The sequence below is a fragment of the Paucibacter sp. XJ19-41 genome (assembly GCF_028462495.1).
Lineage (GTDB): Bacteria > Pseudomonadota > Gammaproteobacteria > Burkholderiales > Burkholderiaceae_C > Roseateles_E.
Window position 1 is genome coordinate 1 of sequence record NZ_JAQOWX010000127.1, and the last position, 15,520, is coordinate 15,520.

The following is a 15,520-nucleotide window of genomic DNA, read 5'->3' on the forward strand; positions in this document are numbered from 1 at the left end:
CCAGCAGGGCCTGGCATATGGCCGGACCGGCCGCGCGGGCGGTGCGCAGCTGGGCCTTCAATACGGCCAGATAGCGGCGCCGCAGCTCGGGCGACACCTCCATCAGCAGCCCCGGCAGCCGCTCGGCCAGCACCCGCAGCGCGGCATTCTGCGGCTCGTCGGCATTGCCCGGCTGGGCCAGATGGGCGGCGCGCATGCGGGCTGCCGCGGCCGGCAGCAGCTCAGGGTAGCGCGCGCCCAGCAGGTGCCAGGCCGGGTTGGCGCCCAGTGCGTCCAGATAGTCCTGCTCGGTGCTGGCGACCGGGTCCGAGGGCAGCACCACATCCAGGGTCTGTGGCGGCGCCTCGATCAGCGCATGCAGGATCAGCTCCTCGCTGGCCGGATACCACATATCGTCGGCCGGCGTGCGCAGCGTGCGCTGGATCAGCGGCTCGGGCAGGCCCATCTCGCGGTAGGTGGCGGCCAGCTCCTGGTTGGCGACCTCGTCGAACACCGGGTTGTAGCTGCCGCTGGAGGCGCGGTGAAAACCCAGGCGCGCGCCGGGCATCAGCTGGCGCTGCTGGCCGGCCAGAAAGACCAAGGTGCAGGCGCTCTCGCAGCCGCCCACCGCGCGGGTGGCCGCACCGGTCTTGCGCACCTGCTCGACCATGCGCTCGGCCTCGTAGACGCGCCCGCCCGGCGAGGCCAGCTCGAACAGCCGCACCGGCTGGGCCGTGCCGGCCAGCAGCTTCTGCAACCGGGTCGCGTCGCCCATGCCGATGGGCCCGTCCAGCCGCAGGGTACGGCCATCGGCCGAGAGCTTGAACGTGGCCTGGCCGATCGGGTCGCTGCCGCGCGCCATCTGCCAGTACTCGCCGGCCTGGGGCAGGAAGCCGAACAGCGTCGACACCACCATCTGCAAGGCGCTCAGCACCAGACTCAGCCGGGCCAGATTGGCCCACAGGGCGGAGCCGTCGATGCGACGGTAGGCATGGGCGGCGCGCCAGGCGCCGACGATGGCCCAGGTATCGAAGGCCAGGATCAGCGGCCAGCCGATCAGCATCGCGATGCTGCCGGCCTGCAAGGCCTCGCCCTTCAGGCTGATCCAGGTCATCAGCCCGGTCAGCGCCAAGCCGATAGGCAGCGACAGCAGCACATTGTTGATCCAGAAGCTGCGCGCCAGGCTGTGCTCGCCCTGCCAGTGGGCCGCGAGATAGCCGCTGCCCGAATCGGCCTCGCTGCGCGGGCGGCGCAGCACCACCCGGGTGCCGGCCAGGCGGTCGTGCCAGCAGCGGCGCTCGCCGTCCAGCGCGGCCCAGGCAAAGCCCAGGCCCAGCGGCAGGGCCGACAGCAGGTAGCCGAGCCAGCGCAGCGCGCAGCGGCCCGGTGTGGGCCGCGCGCCGCTGCGCGCATCGACCACCAGCAATCCGGCCAGCAGCTTGCCCGGTGTCGTGCCCTGCCAGGCCCAGAAACCGATGAAATACAGCGCCGGCAGCGCCCAGTTGATCAGCAGACTGGCCGGGCGCACATCGTCGAGTCGGCCGACAAAGCCTTCGCGGTAGGCCAGCCACAGCAGCGGCGCGCTCAGGCCCATCAGCGCCAGCGCATCGACCAGCAGGGCCAGCGCGCGCCGGCCCAAGGTGGCCGGCTGCGGCGGCGGCGCGCTCGGGCGCGGCTTGCGGCTGGGCGGCGGCTTGAAGCCCGGGGGCAGCTCTTGCGCGGGTTTTTGCACCATCGTCAAGGGCGAGGCGAACGGGTTCTCGTGATCGGTGGTCGTGGCCACGCTGTGCTCCCAGGGTGTGGCCATGACTCTAGCGCGCCGCTTTGCCGCGACGGCGGCGCCGTTGGCGTGATTTGTCACGCATTCCCGACGAACAAGGGGGGAGTGGCGGTGCGCGTACAGTTCAACATGGCGTTATTGCCGTTTTGAGCCTGCTTTCTCGATGTCCGATGCTACGCCCCGTCCTTCCAGCACCCAGACCCTGACCGAGCTGCTGGTCACGATACTGGCGCCCTCCCTGGTGCTGATGCAGCTCAGCAGCCCCGAGCGCCTGGGCTCGGCCCGCGCGCTGGTGCTGGCGCTGGCCTTTCCGTTGGTCTGGGCGGCCTGGACCGCACTGCGCGAGCGGCGCTTCAGCTGGATGGCGGCGCTGGGCGTGTTCAGCACCCTGCTGACCGGCGGCATCGGCCTGCTGGCGCTGGACACCCGCTGGCTGGCCATCAAGGAGGCGGCGGTGCCCGGCGTGATCGGCCTGGCCATCCTGTTGTCGGTGCTGAGCAAGCGCCCGCTGGTGCGCCTGCTGGTGTTCAACCCGAGCATGATGGATGTGCCGCGCATCGAGGCCGCGCTGGCCGAGCGCGGCCAGAGCGCCGCCTTCGAGCGCCGGCTGCGACTGGGCACGCTGATGCTGGCCGGCAGCTTCGCCTTCTCCAGCGTGATGAACTATGTGCTGGCGCGCTGGCTGGTCACCAGCCCGGCCGGCACCGAGGCCTTCAACGCCGAGCTGGGCCGCATGAATCTGCTGAGCTGGCCGATGATCGCGATCCCCTCGATGCTGCTGACCATGGGCGTGCTGTTCTATCTGGCCAAGGGCATCCACCGGATGACCGGGCTGAAGCTGGAAGACTGCCTGCGCCACCAGTGAGCACGGACGGCCCGTCCGTGCAGTACCGCACTGTGGCGGGCCCCGACTGCGGGAAGTTCCCAGGCTGATTTGTACGACGCCTCGCTTACCGTCGCCCACCTGTCTAGATGGAGCCGCCAGGCCCGCAATGACGCGGTCCGGTGCCCGGGGGGATGCGAATGAGCCACAAGAGCGAGAAAAGAAGAGTCGGCGGCCTATTGGGCTTGCAGGGCCTGCGGGGTCTGGCTGCCGCCGTGCTGGGCTGGGGGCTGTGTGCGGCGGCCCAGGCCGCGCCGCCCACCATCGGCGCCATCGTGCCCAAGAGCTGGCCCAGCGCGGCCCAGGGCGAGGAGATCCACAAAGGCATGTTGCTGGCGCTGAAAACATCCTCGATCCAGCCGGTGCCGACCCTGCTGGTGCAGGACAGCGGCTGCGACTACCGGCGCGCCGAGGCGGCGGCCAAGCAGCTGATCGAGGCCAAGGTCGATGTGGTGTTGGGGGGCTGGTGCGTGCTGGGCGGCGTGCCGGCCTTGCTGAAGACGGCCGGGGTGCCGCTGGTATCCAGCAATGCCGAGCGCTATCTGCTTGATGCCCATGTGCTGCAACTCGGTCGGGTGGGCCCGCGCGTCGGCGAGAGCGTGGCCGCGACGCTGCGCCGCGAGACCGGGCTGCGGGTCTCGGCCAGCAGCAGCTGCTGGATGGATTTCGAGGCCGCCGGCTCGGAGAAGTTTGATGCCGTGCTGTGCCCGACCCTGGTGATCGACCAGGCGCGCTGGGCCCAGGTCGAGGGCCTCTACACCGCCGCCTTCCTCAAGCCCTTCACGGTGTCCGCCGCGCGCGGCTATGCGGCGATGGAAGTGGGCCTGAGCTATCTGCGCAAGCTGCGCAGTGGCGCCAAGCCGGCGGTGGCGCTGGCCGAGGCCCAGACCATACAGACCCTGCTGGGCCCGGTACCGGCGCCCGATGCGGCCACACCGGCCGCCGCGATGCAGCTGCTGCTGACGGCCAAGCTGCCGCGCCTGGCGCCCAAGGAAAGCGCCCAGCTCAACGCGATGCTGAAGGCCAAGTCCTGTGCCTGCAAGCCGGGCTGCAGCGAGGGCGAGGCCAAGTGGCGCGAGCTGCCCGTTGTGCTTGCCTCGTGCGCGGGCGGCAAGCCGGTAGCCGTCGGAAACACTTGAGTCGGCCGGGCTGCGCCATACTGCGGATGGCGGCTTGGCCGAGTCGAACGCGATAGGAGTAGGGCATGGGCCTGTGCAGAAGACAGACGCTGCTGCTGCTGAGCAGCTCCGTGCTCTGCCTGCCGGCCGCAGCCCAGGCCACGCTGGTGATTGTGGCCGGCGAATTGCCGCCCTATGTGAGCGAGCGGCGCGAGCAGAGTTTTCTGAGCGATCTGTTCGACGAGATCGGCAAGCATATGGGCCTGCGTTTCGAGTTCCGCTTCATGCCCTGGAAACGCTGTGAAATGGCTGTCGAGGACTTGCAGGCCTGGGGCGCGGTGCCCTACGTGCAGACACCCGAACGCGAGCGCAAGCACCTGTTCTCCGAGCCGCTGTATGCCAAGCGGACCATGTTCTTCTATTACAGCCCAAGCGGACCGCGCCCGGAGATCGCCTTTGCCGCGCTGAGCGATCTGAAGCCCTATCGCATTGGCGGCGTGCGCGGCTACTACTACGAGCAGATGTTCGCCGAGGCCGGCCTGCGCGTCGACTTTGCGATCGGCGAGGAGCAGAGCTTTGCCAAGCTGCGGGCCGGCCGGGTGGATCTGGTGCCGGCGGTCGAGGCGGTCGGCCGCGACATGATCAAGACCCTGTTCCCGCCCGAGGAGCAGGGCCATTTCCATATGCTGGACCGGCCCTTGCACCTGGGCTTCAACTTCCTGATGAGCTCGCGCCAATACCCCGGCAATGCAGGCGACACCGGTTTGCTGGCCCGCTTCAACAAGGCTTTGGCCGAGTTGCGGCGCAATGGCATCTACAACGCCGTGGCCGCGCGCCATGGGCTGAGCTGAGCTCCGGGCCAGCTCAGCCTGGAGCAGGCTGTCGCAGCCCTGCCGGCGCGCGGAACTGGCGCTCCGGCCAGGGCGGCGGAAAGCGCGCCACCAGCTGGTCGAGCTTGCGGGCCAGCGCCTGCGGCGCCGACAGCATGGCCAGATGGCCGGCGTCCAGCGTGTCCAGGCGCGGCTGACGCAGCCGGGCCACCATGCTGTCCTGCAGCGCCGGCGGCAGGCTCTGGTCCTTCAGCAGCTTGATATAGCTGGCGCCGCCGGGCGCCGGCGTGGCGGCGGTCGGCGCCAGATAGAGGCCGGGGAACTCGGCCGCGTAGCGCGAGATCACCAGCTCGGCCATGCTGGGCTCCAGGTCGTTGCACAGCTCCTGGCGGATCATGGCCGCGCCGGGCTTCAGTCCGCGCGGCTTGAAGGCGAACAGCAGGCGCAGCAGCAGCCGTTGCACCAGGCCCAGCGCGTCGACGAAGGCACCACCCGGTCGCGGCACGACGGCGGCCAGATAGACGCAGTGGCGCAGCCGTGTGCCGAGCCGCTCGGCCAGATCTGGCACCAGCACGCCGGCCAGCGAATGTGCCACCAGCACGACCGCGCCGATGCCACGCCGGTCCAGCTCGGCCACCAGCGCCTCGGCGCAGGCGCCGGGCGTGACCCCCGGCTGCCGCCCCGGCACTTCCAGCGCCAGCACGGGCGTCTTCATCCGCTGGATGACGTCCTCCCAGACCCAAGCGCCGGTGCCGGCACCGTGTAGCAAAACAGTAGTGGTGGTGGGTGACATGCGGCCTCCTGATGCTGTTGTGATGAGTGCCTGCATGCTACGAAGGCGCTGCTGACAAGTTGTGTCAGCAGCGGCTCAATCCAGATCGGGAAAACGGTCGCTCGGGAATACCGTGCTCTGGCTCAGCCGGAGCACCCGGCCGTTCTTGAAGTGCACATTGAAGCGCAGCAGATAGCCGCCCTGCTCGGGCTGCACATTCCAGTCCCAGACATCCTCGCCGCTGAAGCGGAAGAACACCCGCGTGCGCTCGCGGCCCAGCAGGCGGCTGACCTGTTCCTCGCTCATGCCGGGCGTGATGCTGAAGCGGCTGGCCTCAAGCAGGGTGTCGCGCACGCCGACCAGCTTGCCGGCCGCGTCGAGCTTGACCATGAAGCAGGTGTTGCCGAACGGCTGGCTCGAATATTCCAGCGTGCGGCCGCCATCGGCGTCCTGCCAGACCTGCACCGGCCGACCGTAGAAGGCCTGCACCTGGTCGGCCGTACTGATGCCGGGCTGCAGGCGGGCATCGCGCTCCAGCGTGGCGCAGCCGGCCAGCGCGACCAGCAGTGCGGTCAGCCAGAGGGTGAGCGATGAATGACGGGGCATGGTGGCCCGATTATCGGCAGCTCCCCTCACAATCGACCCATGCTTTACGAACTCATCAAACTATTGCACTTGGTCGCCGCCATCGTCTGGATGGGCGGCATGGTCTTCATGCTGTTCGCGCTGCGGCCGGCCGCCGTCGCGACGCTGGAGCCGCAGCCGCGCGCGCGGCTGATGGAGCAGGTCTGGCGGCGCTTCTTCGCCCTGGTGCTCGGGGCCATCGTGCTGCTGTTCGTCACCGGCAGCCATCTCTACACCGCCGCGTACAAGGCCGCCGGCGGCAGCGTGCCGCTGGGCTGGAATGTGATGCTGGTGCTGGGCCTGGCGATGTTCGCGATCTTCGGCCACATCTATTTTGCCGGTTTCCGCAAGTTCCGCCGCGCGCTGGCCGGCGCCCAATGGCCGCAGGCCGCAGCGGCGGCCGGGCTGATCCACAAGCTGGTGTGGCTGAACTTCGCGCTGGGCTGGCTGGCGATCGCGGCTGTCCGGCTACTGGCTTGAGACGGGCGCACCCAGGCCGTTCGGCCTGAAAGCTAGTCACGGGCCTGCCACATCGGCGGCGCAGCATGGCGGCAGCCAACGCCACCAGGAGCCGACCATGCCGCAGCAGTTTTCCCCCCGCCGACGCCAACTCCTCCAGGGCTCCGTAGCCCTGGCCGCCGGCGGCCTGGCCCGCATCCGGGGCGGGCTGCAGGGTCGCCATGCGATGGCCGCCCCCGGTGGCAAGCAGCTGCTGACGGCGGTCTCGCCCTATGGCGCACTGGCCCCGGTCAATGATCTGAGCACCGGCCTGCCGCTGCTGCAGCTGCCGGCCGGCTTTTCCTACCGCTCCTATGGCTGGAGCGGCGATGCGATGGACGATGGCCGGCCGACCCCGAATGCCCATGACGGCATGGCCGTGGTCGGCGCACGCCGCGTCGGCCGCAGCAGCGAGCTGCTGCTGGTGCGCAACCATGAGCGCGGCCTGGTGGCCACGCCGGCCGAAGCCATCGCCGCGCCGCATGTCTACGCCGACAAGCCGGTCAAGGGCATCATCACCGCCTTCTACGCCGGCCTGCCGATACGCATAGGCGCCAGCGGCGTGGTCACCAACCCGGCCGCGCCGGCGCCGACGCCCTTCAGCGGCTATGTGGCCGGCGGCACCTCGACCTTGCTGATGCGCGACAACCAGTGGGTGGGCGCGCGCGGCTCGCTGGGCGGCACGCTGGGCAACTGCGCCGGCGGCCCGACACCCTGGGGCAGCTGGCTCAGCTGCGAGGAGACGATCTATGACTTTTCTGGCATCGGCGGCAGGAAGCATGGCTATGTGTTCGAGGTCCACAGCGAGCCGGCCCACACCAGCGCCGAGCCCATCGTCGGCATGGGCCGTTTCGTGCACGAGGCCGTCGCCGTCGATCCGGCCAGCGGCCATGTCTACCTGACCGAGGACAACCGCAATATCAGCGCGCTGTATCGCTACCTGCCCCAGGACAGCAGCGGCCAGCCCGGCAGCCTGCATCGCGGCGGCCGGCTGCAGGCTGCCCGCATCCGTGCGCTGCTGCGCAAGGCGGTGCCGGCCACGCTGGCCCAGGCCAATGATGTCGGCCTGCTGGACCCGCAGATCGGCGACGAATACGAGCTGGAGTGGGTGGACATCGCCGACCCCGATGCCGACCCGGTGGTGGTGGTCGGCCAGCCCGGCGGCGTCAGCCTGGGCTTTGCTGCCGGCCCGACCCACCAGGCGCTGAGCCAGGGCTGTGCCCGAATGAGCCGCGGCGAGGGCATCTGGCATGCCGCCGGCAAGCTCTACATCGTCGATACCGCGGCCGGTGTCGACCGCAACAATCGGCCCGGCCAGGGCGAGGGTGCGGTCTGGGAGCTGAGCCTGGCGACGATGCGGCTGCGCGCGATCTTTGTCAGCGGCGACGCCAGCGTCGGCAACAACCCGGACAACGTCACCGTCAGCCCGCGCGGCGGCATCCTGCTGTGCGAGGACGGCGGCGCCTCGGCCGATGGCTATGGCAGCGGCTCCCGCCTCTTGGGCCTGAGCCCGGCCGGCGCGGCCTATATCTTCTGCAAGAACCATCTGTTGCTGGAGGCCGGACCGCTGCAGGCCGCCGGCAAGCAGGTGGCCGCCGGCAGCTACCTCGACTCGGAATTCTGCGGCGCCTGCTTTGACCCCAGCGGCCGGCTGCTCTTCGTCAATCTGCAGCGACCCGGCCTGACCGTTGCGATCGCCGGCCCCTGGATGCGCGGCAATCTCTAGGCGGCCCGCAGCGTCAGCGTGAACACCGAGCCCGCGCCGGGCTGGCTGCTGACGCTGACCGCACCGCCCATCTGCTCCATCAGCAGCTTGACGATGCTCAGTCCCAGGCCGGTACCGCTCAGATGGGCGGTGGCCGGCAGGCGCTTGAAGGGCTGGAACAGCTGGGCCTGTTCGGCCTCGGTGAGACCCTGGCCCTGATCCTCGATCGCGATCCGCACCTGGTCGCCCTGAAGCTCGGTGCGCACCCGCACGCGGCCGCCGTGGCGGTTGTATTTGCAGGCATTGCTGAGCAGATTGGCCAGCACCTGGCCGAGCCGCTGCTCGTCGGCCAGCACCTGCAAGGAGGCCGGCACCGACCCCAGGTCCAGCTCGATGGCCTGCGCAGCCACCTCGGCGGCGACCAGGGCGGCCGCCCCGGCGAGCACCGGCGCCAGCGGCGTCGGCCGGCATTCGACGCTGAAATGACCCGAGTCGATGCTGCTGATGTCCAGCACATCGTCGACCAGGCGCAGCAGATGGCGACCGGCGCCGCCGATCAGCTGGACGCGGCGCTGCTGGGTCGGGCTCAGCGCGTCGGCCCGGTCCAGCAGCATCAGCTCCGAGAAGCCCAGCACCGCATTCAGCGGCGTGCGCAGCTCATGGCTCAGCCGCGACAGAAACTCCATGCGCGCGGCCGCGCTGCGCTCGGCGGCGGCGATCTCCAGCTCCAGCTGCGCCTGGTGCACGCGGGCGCTGACATCCTTGATCACGCCCACCATGCGGTGGTCCTCCTTGGCCGCGCTGCGAAACATCAGGCCGCTGACCTCGACATGGCGGGCCGCGCCGTCGACGCGGATGCGGAAGCGGTGCCGGAAAAAGGGCTCGGCCGAAGCCAGGGTCTGGTCGAGCTGCAGCTCCAGCGCCGGGATATCGTCGGGGTCGACCTGGGCATGCAGCTGGCTGCGTGCCAGGTTCAGACCCTCAGCCCCGCAGGCCAGGCCGTAGACGGCACAGGCGCGCGCGTCCAGCAGCACCCGGTCGCTGCGCTGCTGCCATTCGAACAGGCCCAGGCCATCGCTTTGCGCCGCCAGCGACCAGCGCTGATTGGCCGCCTCCAGCGCGGTCTCGTAGCGGGCCTGGCGGCGCAGCCCGCTGCGCGCCAGCGCGTAGGCCGTCAGGGTCAGCAGCAGCGCGGTCAGGCCGATGGCCAGGGCCAGCGCCAGGTAGGTGCTGCGCGAGGCCTCGCCGAGGGCCTGGCTGAACTGGCGCTCCAGCCCCAGCAGCTCGTTGTCCAGCTCCTCGATCGCGAACATCAGCAGCGCGATACGCGCCAGGCGCTCCTCGCCCGGCGGGCCGGGCTGGGCATGCAACTGCTGCAGCTGCTCGCCCATGGCCTGCAGCCGGAAGATATGGGCATCGCCGCGCTCCCAGGCCTGCACCGAGGGCCGCATCAGATCGCTGCGGCCGGCCCAGCGGTACAGCCGCATCATGCCGGGAATGTCGTCGGCGGCATTGCCGCCGCGCTCGAAGGCCGCCGTCGCCAGGCGCAGATCGGGCGCGGGCTTGTCCAGCTCCAGGCGGGCGGCGCGGTCGCCCAGCGGCACTTGCAGGGCCTGCTGGAAACGCTGCAGCTGCGCCGGCGCGCCGCTGGCGGCATAGGCGCGCAGATGCTTGACGGCCTGGGCGCGTGCCTTCGACCACTGGCTCTCGCCGCCCACATAGGCGCGCGTGGCCGACAGCACATAAAAGCCCAGCAGGCACAGCACCAGCATCAGCGCGTTGCCGATCAGCAGCGGTGTCAGCACCAGGGCATAGGACAGGCGGCGCTTGCGCGGGACGCTCGCCGCCGGCTCGATCAGGGTCATGGCGCTCCCGTGTATTGCCACGCTCGTCTTGTCGGGCCGCGCTGCGGCCCGTATCGAGTTGTAGGCGACAGTATGCCGGCCCGGCTAAAGCCGCATGCAGCGAAATATTCGGCGCCAGGGGTCAAGCCGGCGTCAGCCAGCGCGGCGACACTGGGGTCCCAGCCGTTCAGCAAGGCCCGCCATGTCCGTTCAAGACCTGTACCGCCAGAAGCTCCGCAGCGCCGCCGAGGCGCTCGATCAGCTCCGCAACGGCGACTGCATCATCGTGCCCACTGGCGTCGGCGAGCCGCCGGCCCTGCTGACGGCGTTGTCCGAGCAGCGCCGGCGCTTTCGCGACGTCAAGGTGGCGCAGATCCTGCCGGTGCGCAAGTTCGGCTATTTCGATCCCGAGACGACCGAGCATGTGCGCCATCTGGCCTTTTTCTACGGTGCCGCCTCGCGGGCCGGTGGTCAGGCCGGCTGGATAGACTTCATCCCCAGCTATTTCTCCGAGATGCCGGCGCTGATCGCGCGCGGCCTGATCCCGGCCGATGTGGTGTTTGCGCTGGCCTCGACTATGGATGCGCATGGCTATTTCGCGCTGAGCCTGGGGGCCGACTACACGATGGCCGCGCTGGCCAAGGCGCGCGCGGTGGTGCTCGAGGTCAACCCCCATGTGCCCTTTGCCTTCGGCGCCTGCCATGTGCACATCTCCCAGGTCAGTGCCCTGGTCGAGAGCGGCGAGCCGGTGCTGGAGGTGGGCCTGCCCAAGATCGGGCCGGTGCAGCAGGCGATCGGCAAATACGTGGCCGAGATGATCGAGGACGGCTCGACCCTGCAGATCGGCTATGGCGGCATTCCCGACGCGGTGGTGATGCAGCTGACCGACAAGCACGAGCTGGGCGTGCACACCGAGATGATTGGCGACGGCATCATGAGCCTGGTCGAGGCCGGCGTCGTCACCAACAGCCGCAAGAACTACCTGCCCGGCAAGATGGTGGCGACCTTCGCGCTGGGCTCGCAAAAGCTCTACCGCTTCATGGACCGCAACCCGGGCCTGGAGATGCACCCGGTGGACTTCACCAACGATCCCTATCTGGCCGGCCGCAACGACAACTTGGTGGCGATTAACGCGACCCTGCAGATCGACCTGCTGGGCCAGTGCGGCTCGGAGAGCCTGGCCCATCTGCCCTACTCGGGCACCGGCGGCCAGGTCGATTTCGTGCGCGCCGCGAACCGCTCGCAGGGCGGCAAGGCCTTCATCGTGCTGCCGTCCACCGCCAAGGACGACAGCATCAGCCGCATCGTGCCTACGCTGAGCCCCGGCACCCATGTCACGACCGGCAAGAACGATATCAACTATGTGGTCAGCGAATACGGCGTGGCCCAGCTGCGCGGCAAGAGCGGCAAGCAGCGCGCGCTGGAGATGATCGCCATCGCCCACCCCGACTTCCGCGCCGAGCTGCGCGAGGGGGCCAGGCGGCTGAATCTGCTCTGAGGAGTCGGCCCGGCCTCAGCCAGCGCGGCGCCGGCCCACGACGCCCAGGCCCAGCAGGCCGGCCAGCATCAGGGCCAGGCTGCCGGGCTCGGGCACCACGGCCGCCTGGCTCACACCGTTCAGGCGCAGCTGCCAGAAGCTGCCCTTCTGGTCGTTCTTGTTGATGTCGTAGCCGGGCTGGTTCCAGTCGGCGATCGCGATCGGCGTCTGTCCATCGAACTCGAAGCCATCGCTGAGGTGTTGGCCGAGCGGGTTGTTGGGGCTGGCGCCCAAGGTCAGCCGGTAGTGGCCGGCGGCCAGCTGGGGCAGGCCGAGGCCGGCATCGAAATAGCCGCCGCCGAGGCTGTCGCCGCCATCGTCGATCAGCTGCAGCAGCGCATGGCCGCCGTCGAACAGCGCCAGCAGCGGATCGAAGTTCAGACCGTCCTGCCAGGAGTCGGTCCACAGCTGCACCTGGGCCGCGCTGTCCAGGCTGAAGTCGATGTGCACGACATCGGTGTGGTAGCGCAGCTGGCCGGAGAAGCTGTAGTCGGCGGCCTGGGCGCCGAGGCTGGTGGCGGCGGCGAGCAGCAGGCCCGTGAGGCGGGGGCGAAGCATGGCATGGGTCATCAGGGAGGCTCCGGTGGGCGTGTTCGGGTGAGCGTGGGAGGGGTCAGGGGGCCAGCAGCGGCGGATGGGCCGGCGGCAGGGTCTGGGCCGAGGGGCTCAGGCGGTTGCTGCCCTGCTGCACCTCGAAGGCGGCCGCGAAGGTTTCGTTATTGCTGGGGCTGGCCACCGTGTCCACATACCACCATTCGCAGACCGCGCGCTGCGGCGTCAGGTCCAGCAACATATAGCCGCGCCGGTGCAGATTGATGTACTTGAAGTGCGGGTTGATCGAGCGCAGGAAGCCGGCGATGGCGCCGTTGCCGTCGGTGTCAATGCCCGGCGAGCTGACCGAGGTGCCGACGAACTCGACCGCGCGCGAGCCCTCGCCGGTGGCCGGGTTGTAGCCGCCACCGGCCGGGTTGGGGTTGTTCGGGTCCTGGGTCAGATCGGCGGCCCAGGAGCTGTGGATGTCGCCGGTCAGCACCACGACGTTGTCGACCGGCGCGTGCTGAGCATCGCCCTTGAGGACCGCGTAGATGCGCTCGCGTGCCGGCTGGTAGCCGTCCCACTGGTCGGCGTTCAGGAACACGCCGCCGCCGGCGGCATTGGTGGCCGCAACGCCCTTGAGCTGGGCGAACATCACGCCCTGGCCCAGCAGCTTCCAGCGCGCCGGCGTGCTGCGCAGCCGCTCGCTCAGCCACTGCTCCTGCTCGCTGCCCAGCAGGCTGCGGCCGGGATCGGTGAAGGCACCGGCTTGCACAAAACCCGGGCCCAGCGGCGTCGCGACGGTGGCGGCCAGCTGCTGCGAGCGGCCGCTCAGCCGCTGCTCCAGCATCACCAGCTCGGCCAGGTCGCCGTAGGCGAACAGGCGGTTGTTCTTGCGCAAATTGTTGACATCGACCGGGCGCACCGGCATCCATTCGTAATAGGCCTGCAGCGCGGCGGCCACGCGCGCCTCCCAGTCGCCCTCGGTGGCGCCCTGATGGTTTTGCGCGCCGGTCTTGTAGGCGTCGTTGGCGCTCTCGTGGTCATCCCAGATCGCCAGCAACGGATGCTGGCGGTGCATGGCCTGGGAATCGGCATCACGCTTGTACTGCGCGTGACGCTGGCGGTAGTCGCTCAGGCTGACGATCTCGTGGGCCGGCTCGGTCGGGCGCAGCGAGCCGTACTGGCCGTTGCCGTACTCGTAGAGATAGTCGCCCAGATGCATGACCAGGTCGAGGTCGGCACGCTGGGCGATGCGGGCGTAGGCGTTGAAATAGCCGTGGGCATGGTTGGAACAGCTGACAACGGCCATGCGCAGGCGCTGGGTCGGGCCGACCGGCAAGGTCTTGGTGCGGCCCACCGGGCTGGCCGCGCCCTCGGCCGTGAACTGGTAGTAGTAGGTCGTGCCGGGCTGCAGACCCAGGGCATCGACCTTGACCGTGTAGTCCCGGCCCGGATGGGTCTTGCTGCTGCCTCGCTTGACGATGTTGAGCAGGCCGGGGTCGGTGGCGACGACATAGGCGACCGATACCGAGGGCTTGGCGCTGGCCGGGCTGACGCGGGTCCACAGGATGACGCGGTCGCTCAGCGGATCGCCGCTGGCCACGCCATGCTGGAATACCGTCGGCGCGGCGGCGAAGGAGAGCTGCGGCGCGGCGGCCACCAGGGCCACCGTGGTCGCGCCGGAACGCTTGAAGAACTCGCGGCGGTTGCTGCCGGTCAGCGGCGGCTTGACTTGATTCGGGCGTCCCATCGACAGGTCCTTGGTTGGCGGCGGTCCATGGAAGCTGGCCGCTCGGCTGCCAAGCAGTCTGGCGTCGATGTTTGACAGGCGTGCCGGTGGCTGGCGCCGCCGCACTGAGCCGTTCGGACCATGAGCGGCTACAGAAACTCCGCCCGGATATCCACCGTCGAGCGCTTGCCCACCTGGGCGAAGTGCTCGTCCAGCCAGGCCTGGGCCTGGACGCGGCCGGCATCGCGCAGTTCGCACAGATAGGGCCAGGCGGTGTCCAGCTTGCTGACCACGCCCTGCGCCGCCATCAGCTCGTCGCAGCGGATCGAGTGGATGCGCATCAGGCGGGCGTCCTCGGGCGCGAGCTTGCCGCGATCGATCAGGCCGGTGACGAAGGCGATCGCGCGCATCTCGCGCATCAGCGAGGAGTTGAAGCTGATCTCGTTGACGCGGTTGGCGATCTCGGTGGCGCTGCGCGGCACGCCGCGACGCAGCACCGGGTTGACGTGGACGATCAGCACATCGGCGCTGTCGCTGTCGTAGATCAGCGGGAAGATCGCCGGGTTGCCCATATAGCCGCCGTCCCAGAAATACTCGCCGGCTATCTCGACCGCCTGGAACAGCGTCGGCAGGCAGGCGCTGGCCAGCACCGCGTCCGGGGTGATCTGCGCGCCGCTGAAGACGCGGATCTTGCCGGTCTCGACATTGGTGGCGCTCAGGAACAGCTTCAGCGGCGGCGCGCGCCGCAGCGCCTCGAAGTCGACCTGGGCTTCGACGATGTCGCGCAGCGGGTTCAGGTTCAGCGGATTGAGCTGGTAGGGTGAGAACAGCTGGGTCAGCGCGGCCGTCCATTGATGCATGGGCGAAAGCTCGGGCGGCACGGCCTGCTGCAAGCCATGCATGAAGGCGTCCAGCCACGGCGCCTGCCAGCTCGCCGGCGCCCGCCCGGCCGCCGCGACGGCGCGCCACAAATCCTCCAGCGCCTGACGTGCCCCGTCGGCACCGCCGCGCCGCAGGCCATCGGCCAGCGCCACCGCATTGAGGCTGCCGGCGCTGGTGGCGCTGAGCGCCTCCAGGCGCAGCCGGCCGTCGGCCAGCAGGCAGTCGAGCACGCCNCGCCACCGCATTGAGGCTGCCGGCGCTGGTGGCGCTGAGCGCCTCCAGGCGCAGCCGGCCGTCGGCCAGCAGGCAGTCGAGCACGCCCCAGGTGAAGGCGCCATGCGAGCCGCCGCCCTGCAGGGCGAGGTTGATGGCTTTGCGGGGGCTCGTTCGCGGCATGGCAGCCACAGTATGCCCCCCAGGCTTGAGGTATCGCCAGCCTGACGCCATGGCGCTACATTGGCCTGGCAGACAACCCGAGAGAGGCGAGCCGGCATGCAAGCAAATCAATGGTTGATGACGGGTGCCGCGTTCGCGGCGTGGACGGTGCTGCTGCTGGGCGCGGTCTGGTGGTGGGCCACTCGCCAGCTGCGGGCTGCGGCGGCACGGCTCGACAAGGTCGACAAGGCCCGCCAGTTCGCGGCCCAGCAGGCGGCCCAGGCGCGCAAGCAGATCGAGGGCCTGCAGCAGGAGCTGGCCGGTCTGCGCCTGGCGGCCCAGGCTCACGGCAAGGGCAATGGTCACGCTGTCGCCGCTGCGCCGCCGGCACCGCGCGATGACCTGCTGCTGCCGCGTGCGGCGCCGG

The 15,520-nt window shown here is 69.7% G+C and carries 13 protein-coding genes and 1 pseudogene; 7 read left to right on the forward strand and 7 right to left on the reverse strand.

Features of this window, described 5'->3' with window-relative positions:
* The coding region (locus tag PO768_RS23940; protein ID WP_272648033.1) for an RDD family protein at nucleotides 1-1,786 on the reverse strand (1,786 nt) is incomplete at its 3' end.
* 136 nt (nucleotides 1,787-1,922) lie between these two features.
* Between PO768_RS23940 and PO768_RS23945 the strand changes: the two genes are divergently transcribed.
* The 3 genes from PO768_RS23945 (at nucleotide 1,923) to PO768_RS23955 (ending at nucleotide 4,611) form a co-directional block, all read left to right on the forward strand.
* A complete protein-coding gene (locus PO768_RS23945; RefSeq protein WP_137943900.1) occupies nucleotides 1,923-2,624 on the forward strand; it encodes a VC0807 family protein in 702 nt (233 codons plus the stop codon).
* 158 nt (nucleotides 2,625-2,782) lie between these two features.
* A complete protein-coding gene (locus tag PO768_RS23950; RefSeq protein ID WP_272648034.1) occupies nucleotides 2,783-3,781 on the forward strand; it encodes a hypothetical protein in 999 nt (332 codons plus the stop codon).
* A 65-nt stretch (nucleotides 3,782-3,846) separates the two neighbouring features.
* Nucleotides 3,847-4,611, forward strand: a complete 765-nt coding sequence (locus tag PO768_RS23955; protein ID WP_272648035.1) for a substrate-binding periplasmic protein — start codon at nucleotides 3,847-3,849, stop codon at nucleotides 4,609-4,611.
* 13 nt (nucleotides 4,612-4,624) lie between these two features.
* Here PO768_RS23955 and PO768_RS23960 read toward each other — a convergent pair whose 3' ends face one another.
* Nucleotides 4,625-5,383 (reverse strand): alpha/beta fold hydrolase, encoded by a 759-nt coding sequence (locus PO768_RS23960; protein ID WP_272648036.1) that lies wholly within the window; start codon nucleotides 5,381-5,383, stop codon nucleotides 4,625-4,627.
* Between the two features lie 75 nt (nucleotides 5,384-5,458).
* The gene (locus PO768_RS23965; protein WP_272648037.1) at nucleotides 5,459-5,968 is read right to left on the reverse strand and encodes an outer membrane protein assembly factor BamE; all 510 of its coding nucleotides are present in this window, start codon (nucleotides 5,966-5,968) and stop codon (nucleotides 5,459-5,461) included.
* 39 nt (nucleotides 5,969-6,007) lie between these two features.
* Here PO768_RS23965 and PO768_RS23970 point away from each other — a divergent pair, with 39 nt between their 5' ends.
* Nucleotides 6,008-6,466 (forward strand): DUF4149 domain-containing protein, encoded by a 459-nt coding sequence (locus tag PO768_RS23970; protein ID WP_272648038.1) that lies wholly within the window; start codon nucleotides 6,008-6,010, stop codon nucleotides 6,464-6,466.
* 97 nt (nucleotides 6,467-6,563) lie between these two features.
* Nucleotides 6,564-8,210 (forward strand): PhoX family protein, encoded by a 1,647-nt coding sequence (locus PO768_RS23975; RefSeq protein WP_272648039.1) that lies wholly within the window; start codon nucleotides 6,564-6,566, stop codon nucleotides 8,208-8,210.
* Here PO768_RS23975 and PO768_RS23980 read toward each other — a convergent pair.
* Nucleotides 8,207-10,054, reverse strand: coding sequence for a sensor histidine kinase (locus tag PO768_RS23980; protein ID WP_272648040.1), 1,848 nt, complete (start codon nucleotides 10,052-10,054; stop codon nucleotides 8,207-8,209). The genes PO768_RS23975 and PO768_RS23980 overlap by 4 nt on opposite strands.
* 181 nt (nucleotides 10,055-10,235) lie before the next feature.
* Here PO768_RS23980 and PO768_RS23985 point away from each other — a divergent pair, with 181 nt between their 5' ends.
* Nucleotides 10,236-11,531, forward strand: a complete 1,296-nt coding sequence (locus tag PO768_RS23985; RefSeq protein ID WP_272648041.1) for an acetyl-CoA hydrolase/transferase family protein — start codon at nucleotides 10,236-10,238, stop codon at nucleotides 11,529-11,531.
* A gap of 15 nt (nucleotides 11,532-11,546) precedes the next feature.
* On the opposite strand, the gene PO768_RS23990 is transcribed toward PO768_RS23985, so the two are convergent.
* The 3 genes and pseudogenes from PO768_RS23990 to PO768_RS24000 form a co-directional block, all read right to left on the reverse strand.
* On the reverse strand, nucleotides 11,547-12,128 hold the full coding sequence (locus PO768_RS23990) for a DVUA0089 family protein (RefSeq protein ID WP_272648042.1): 582 nt from the start codon (nucleotides 12,126-12,128) through the stop codon (nucleotides 11,547-11,549).
* Nucleotides 12,129-12,183: 55 nt separating this feature from the next.
* On the reverse strand, nucleotides 12,184-13,857 hold the full coding sequence (locus PO768_RS23995) for an alkaline phosphatase D family protein (protein WP_272648043.1): 1,674 nt from the start codon (nucleotides 13,855-13,857) through the stop codon (nucleotides 12,184-12,186).
* 128 nt (nucleotides 13,858-13,985) lie between these two features.
* A pseudogene (locus tag PO768_RS24000) lies at nucleotides 13,986-15,114 on the reverse strand (patatin-like phospholipase family protein).
* A 96-nt stretch (nucleotides 15,115-15,210) separates the two neighbouring features.
* On the opposite strand from PO768_RS24000, the gene PO768_RS24005 reads away from it, so the two are divergent.
* Nucleotides 15,211-15,520 (forward strand): hypothetical protein (locus PO768_RS24005; RefSeq protein ID WP_272648044.1); only part of this gene is annotated, 310 nt, incomplete at its 3' end.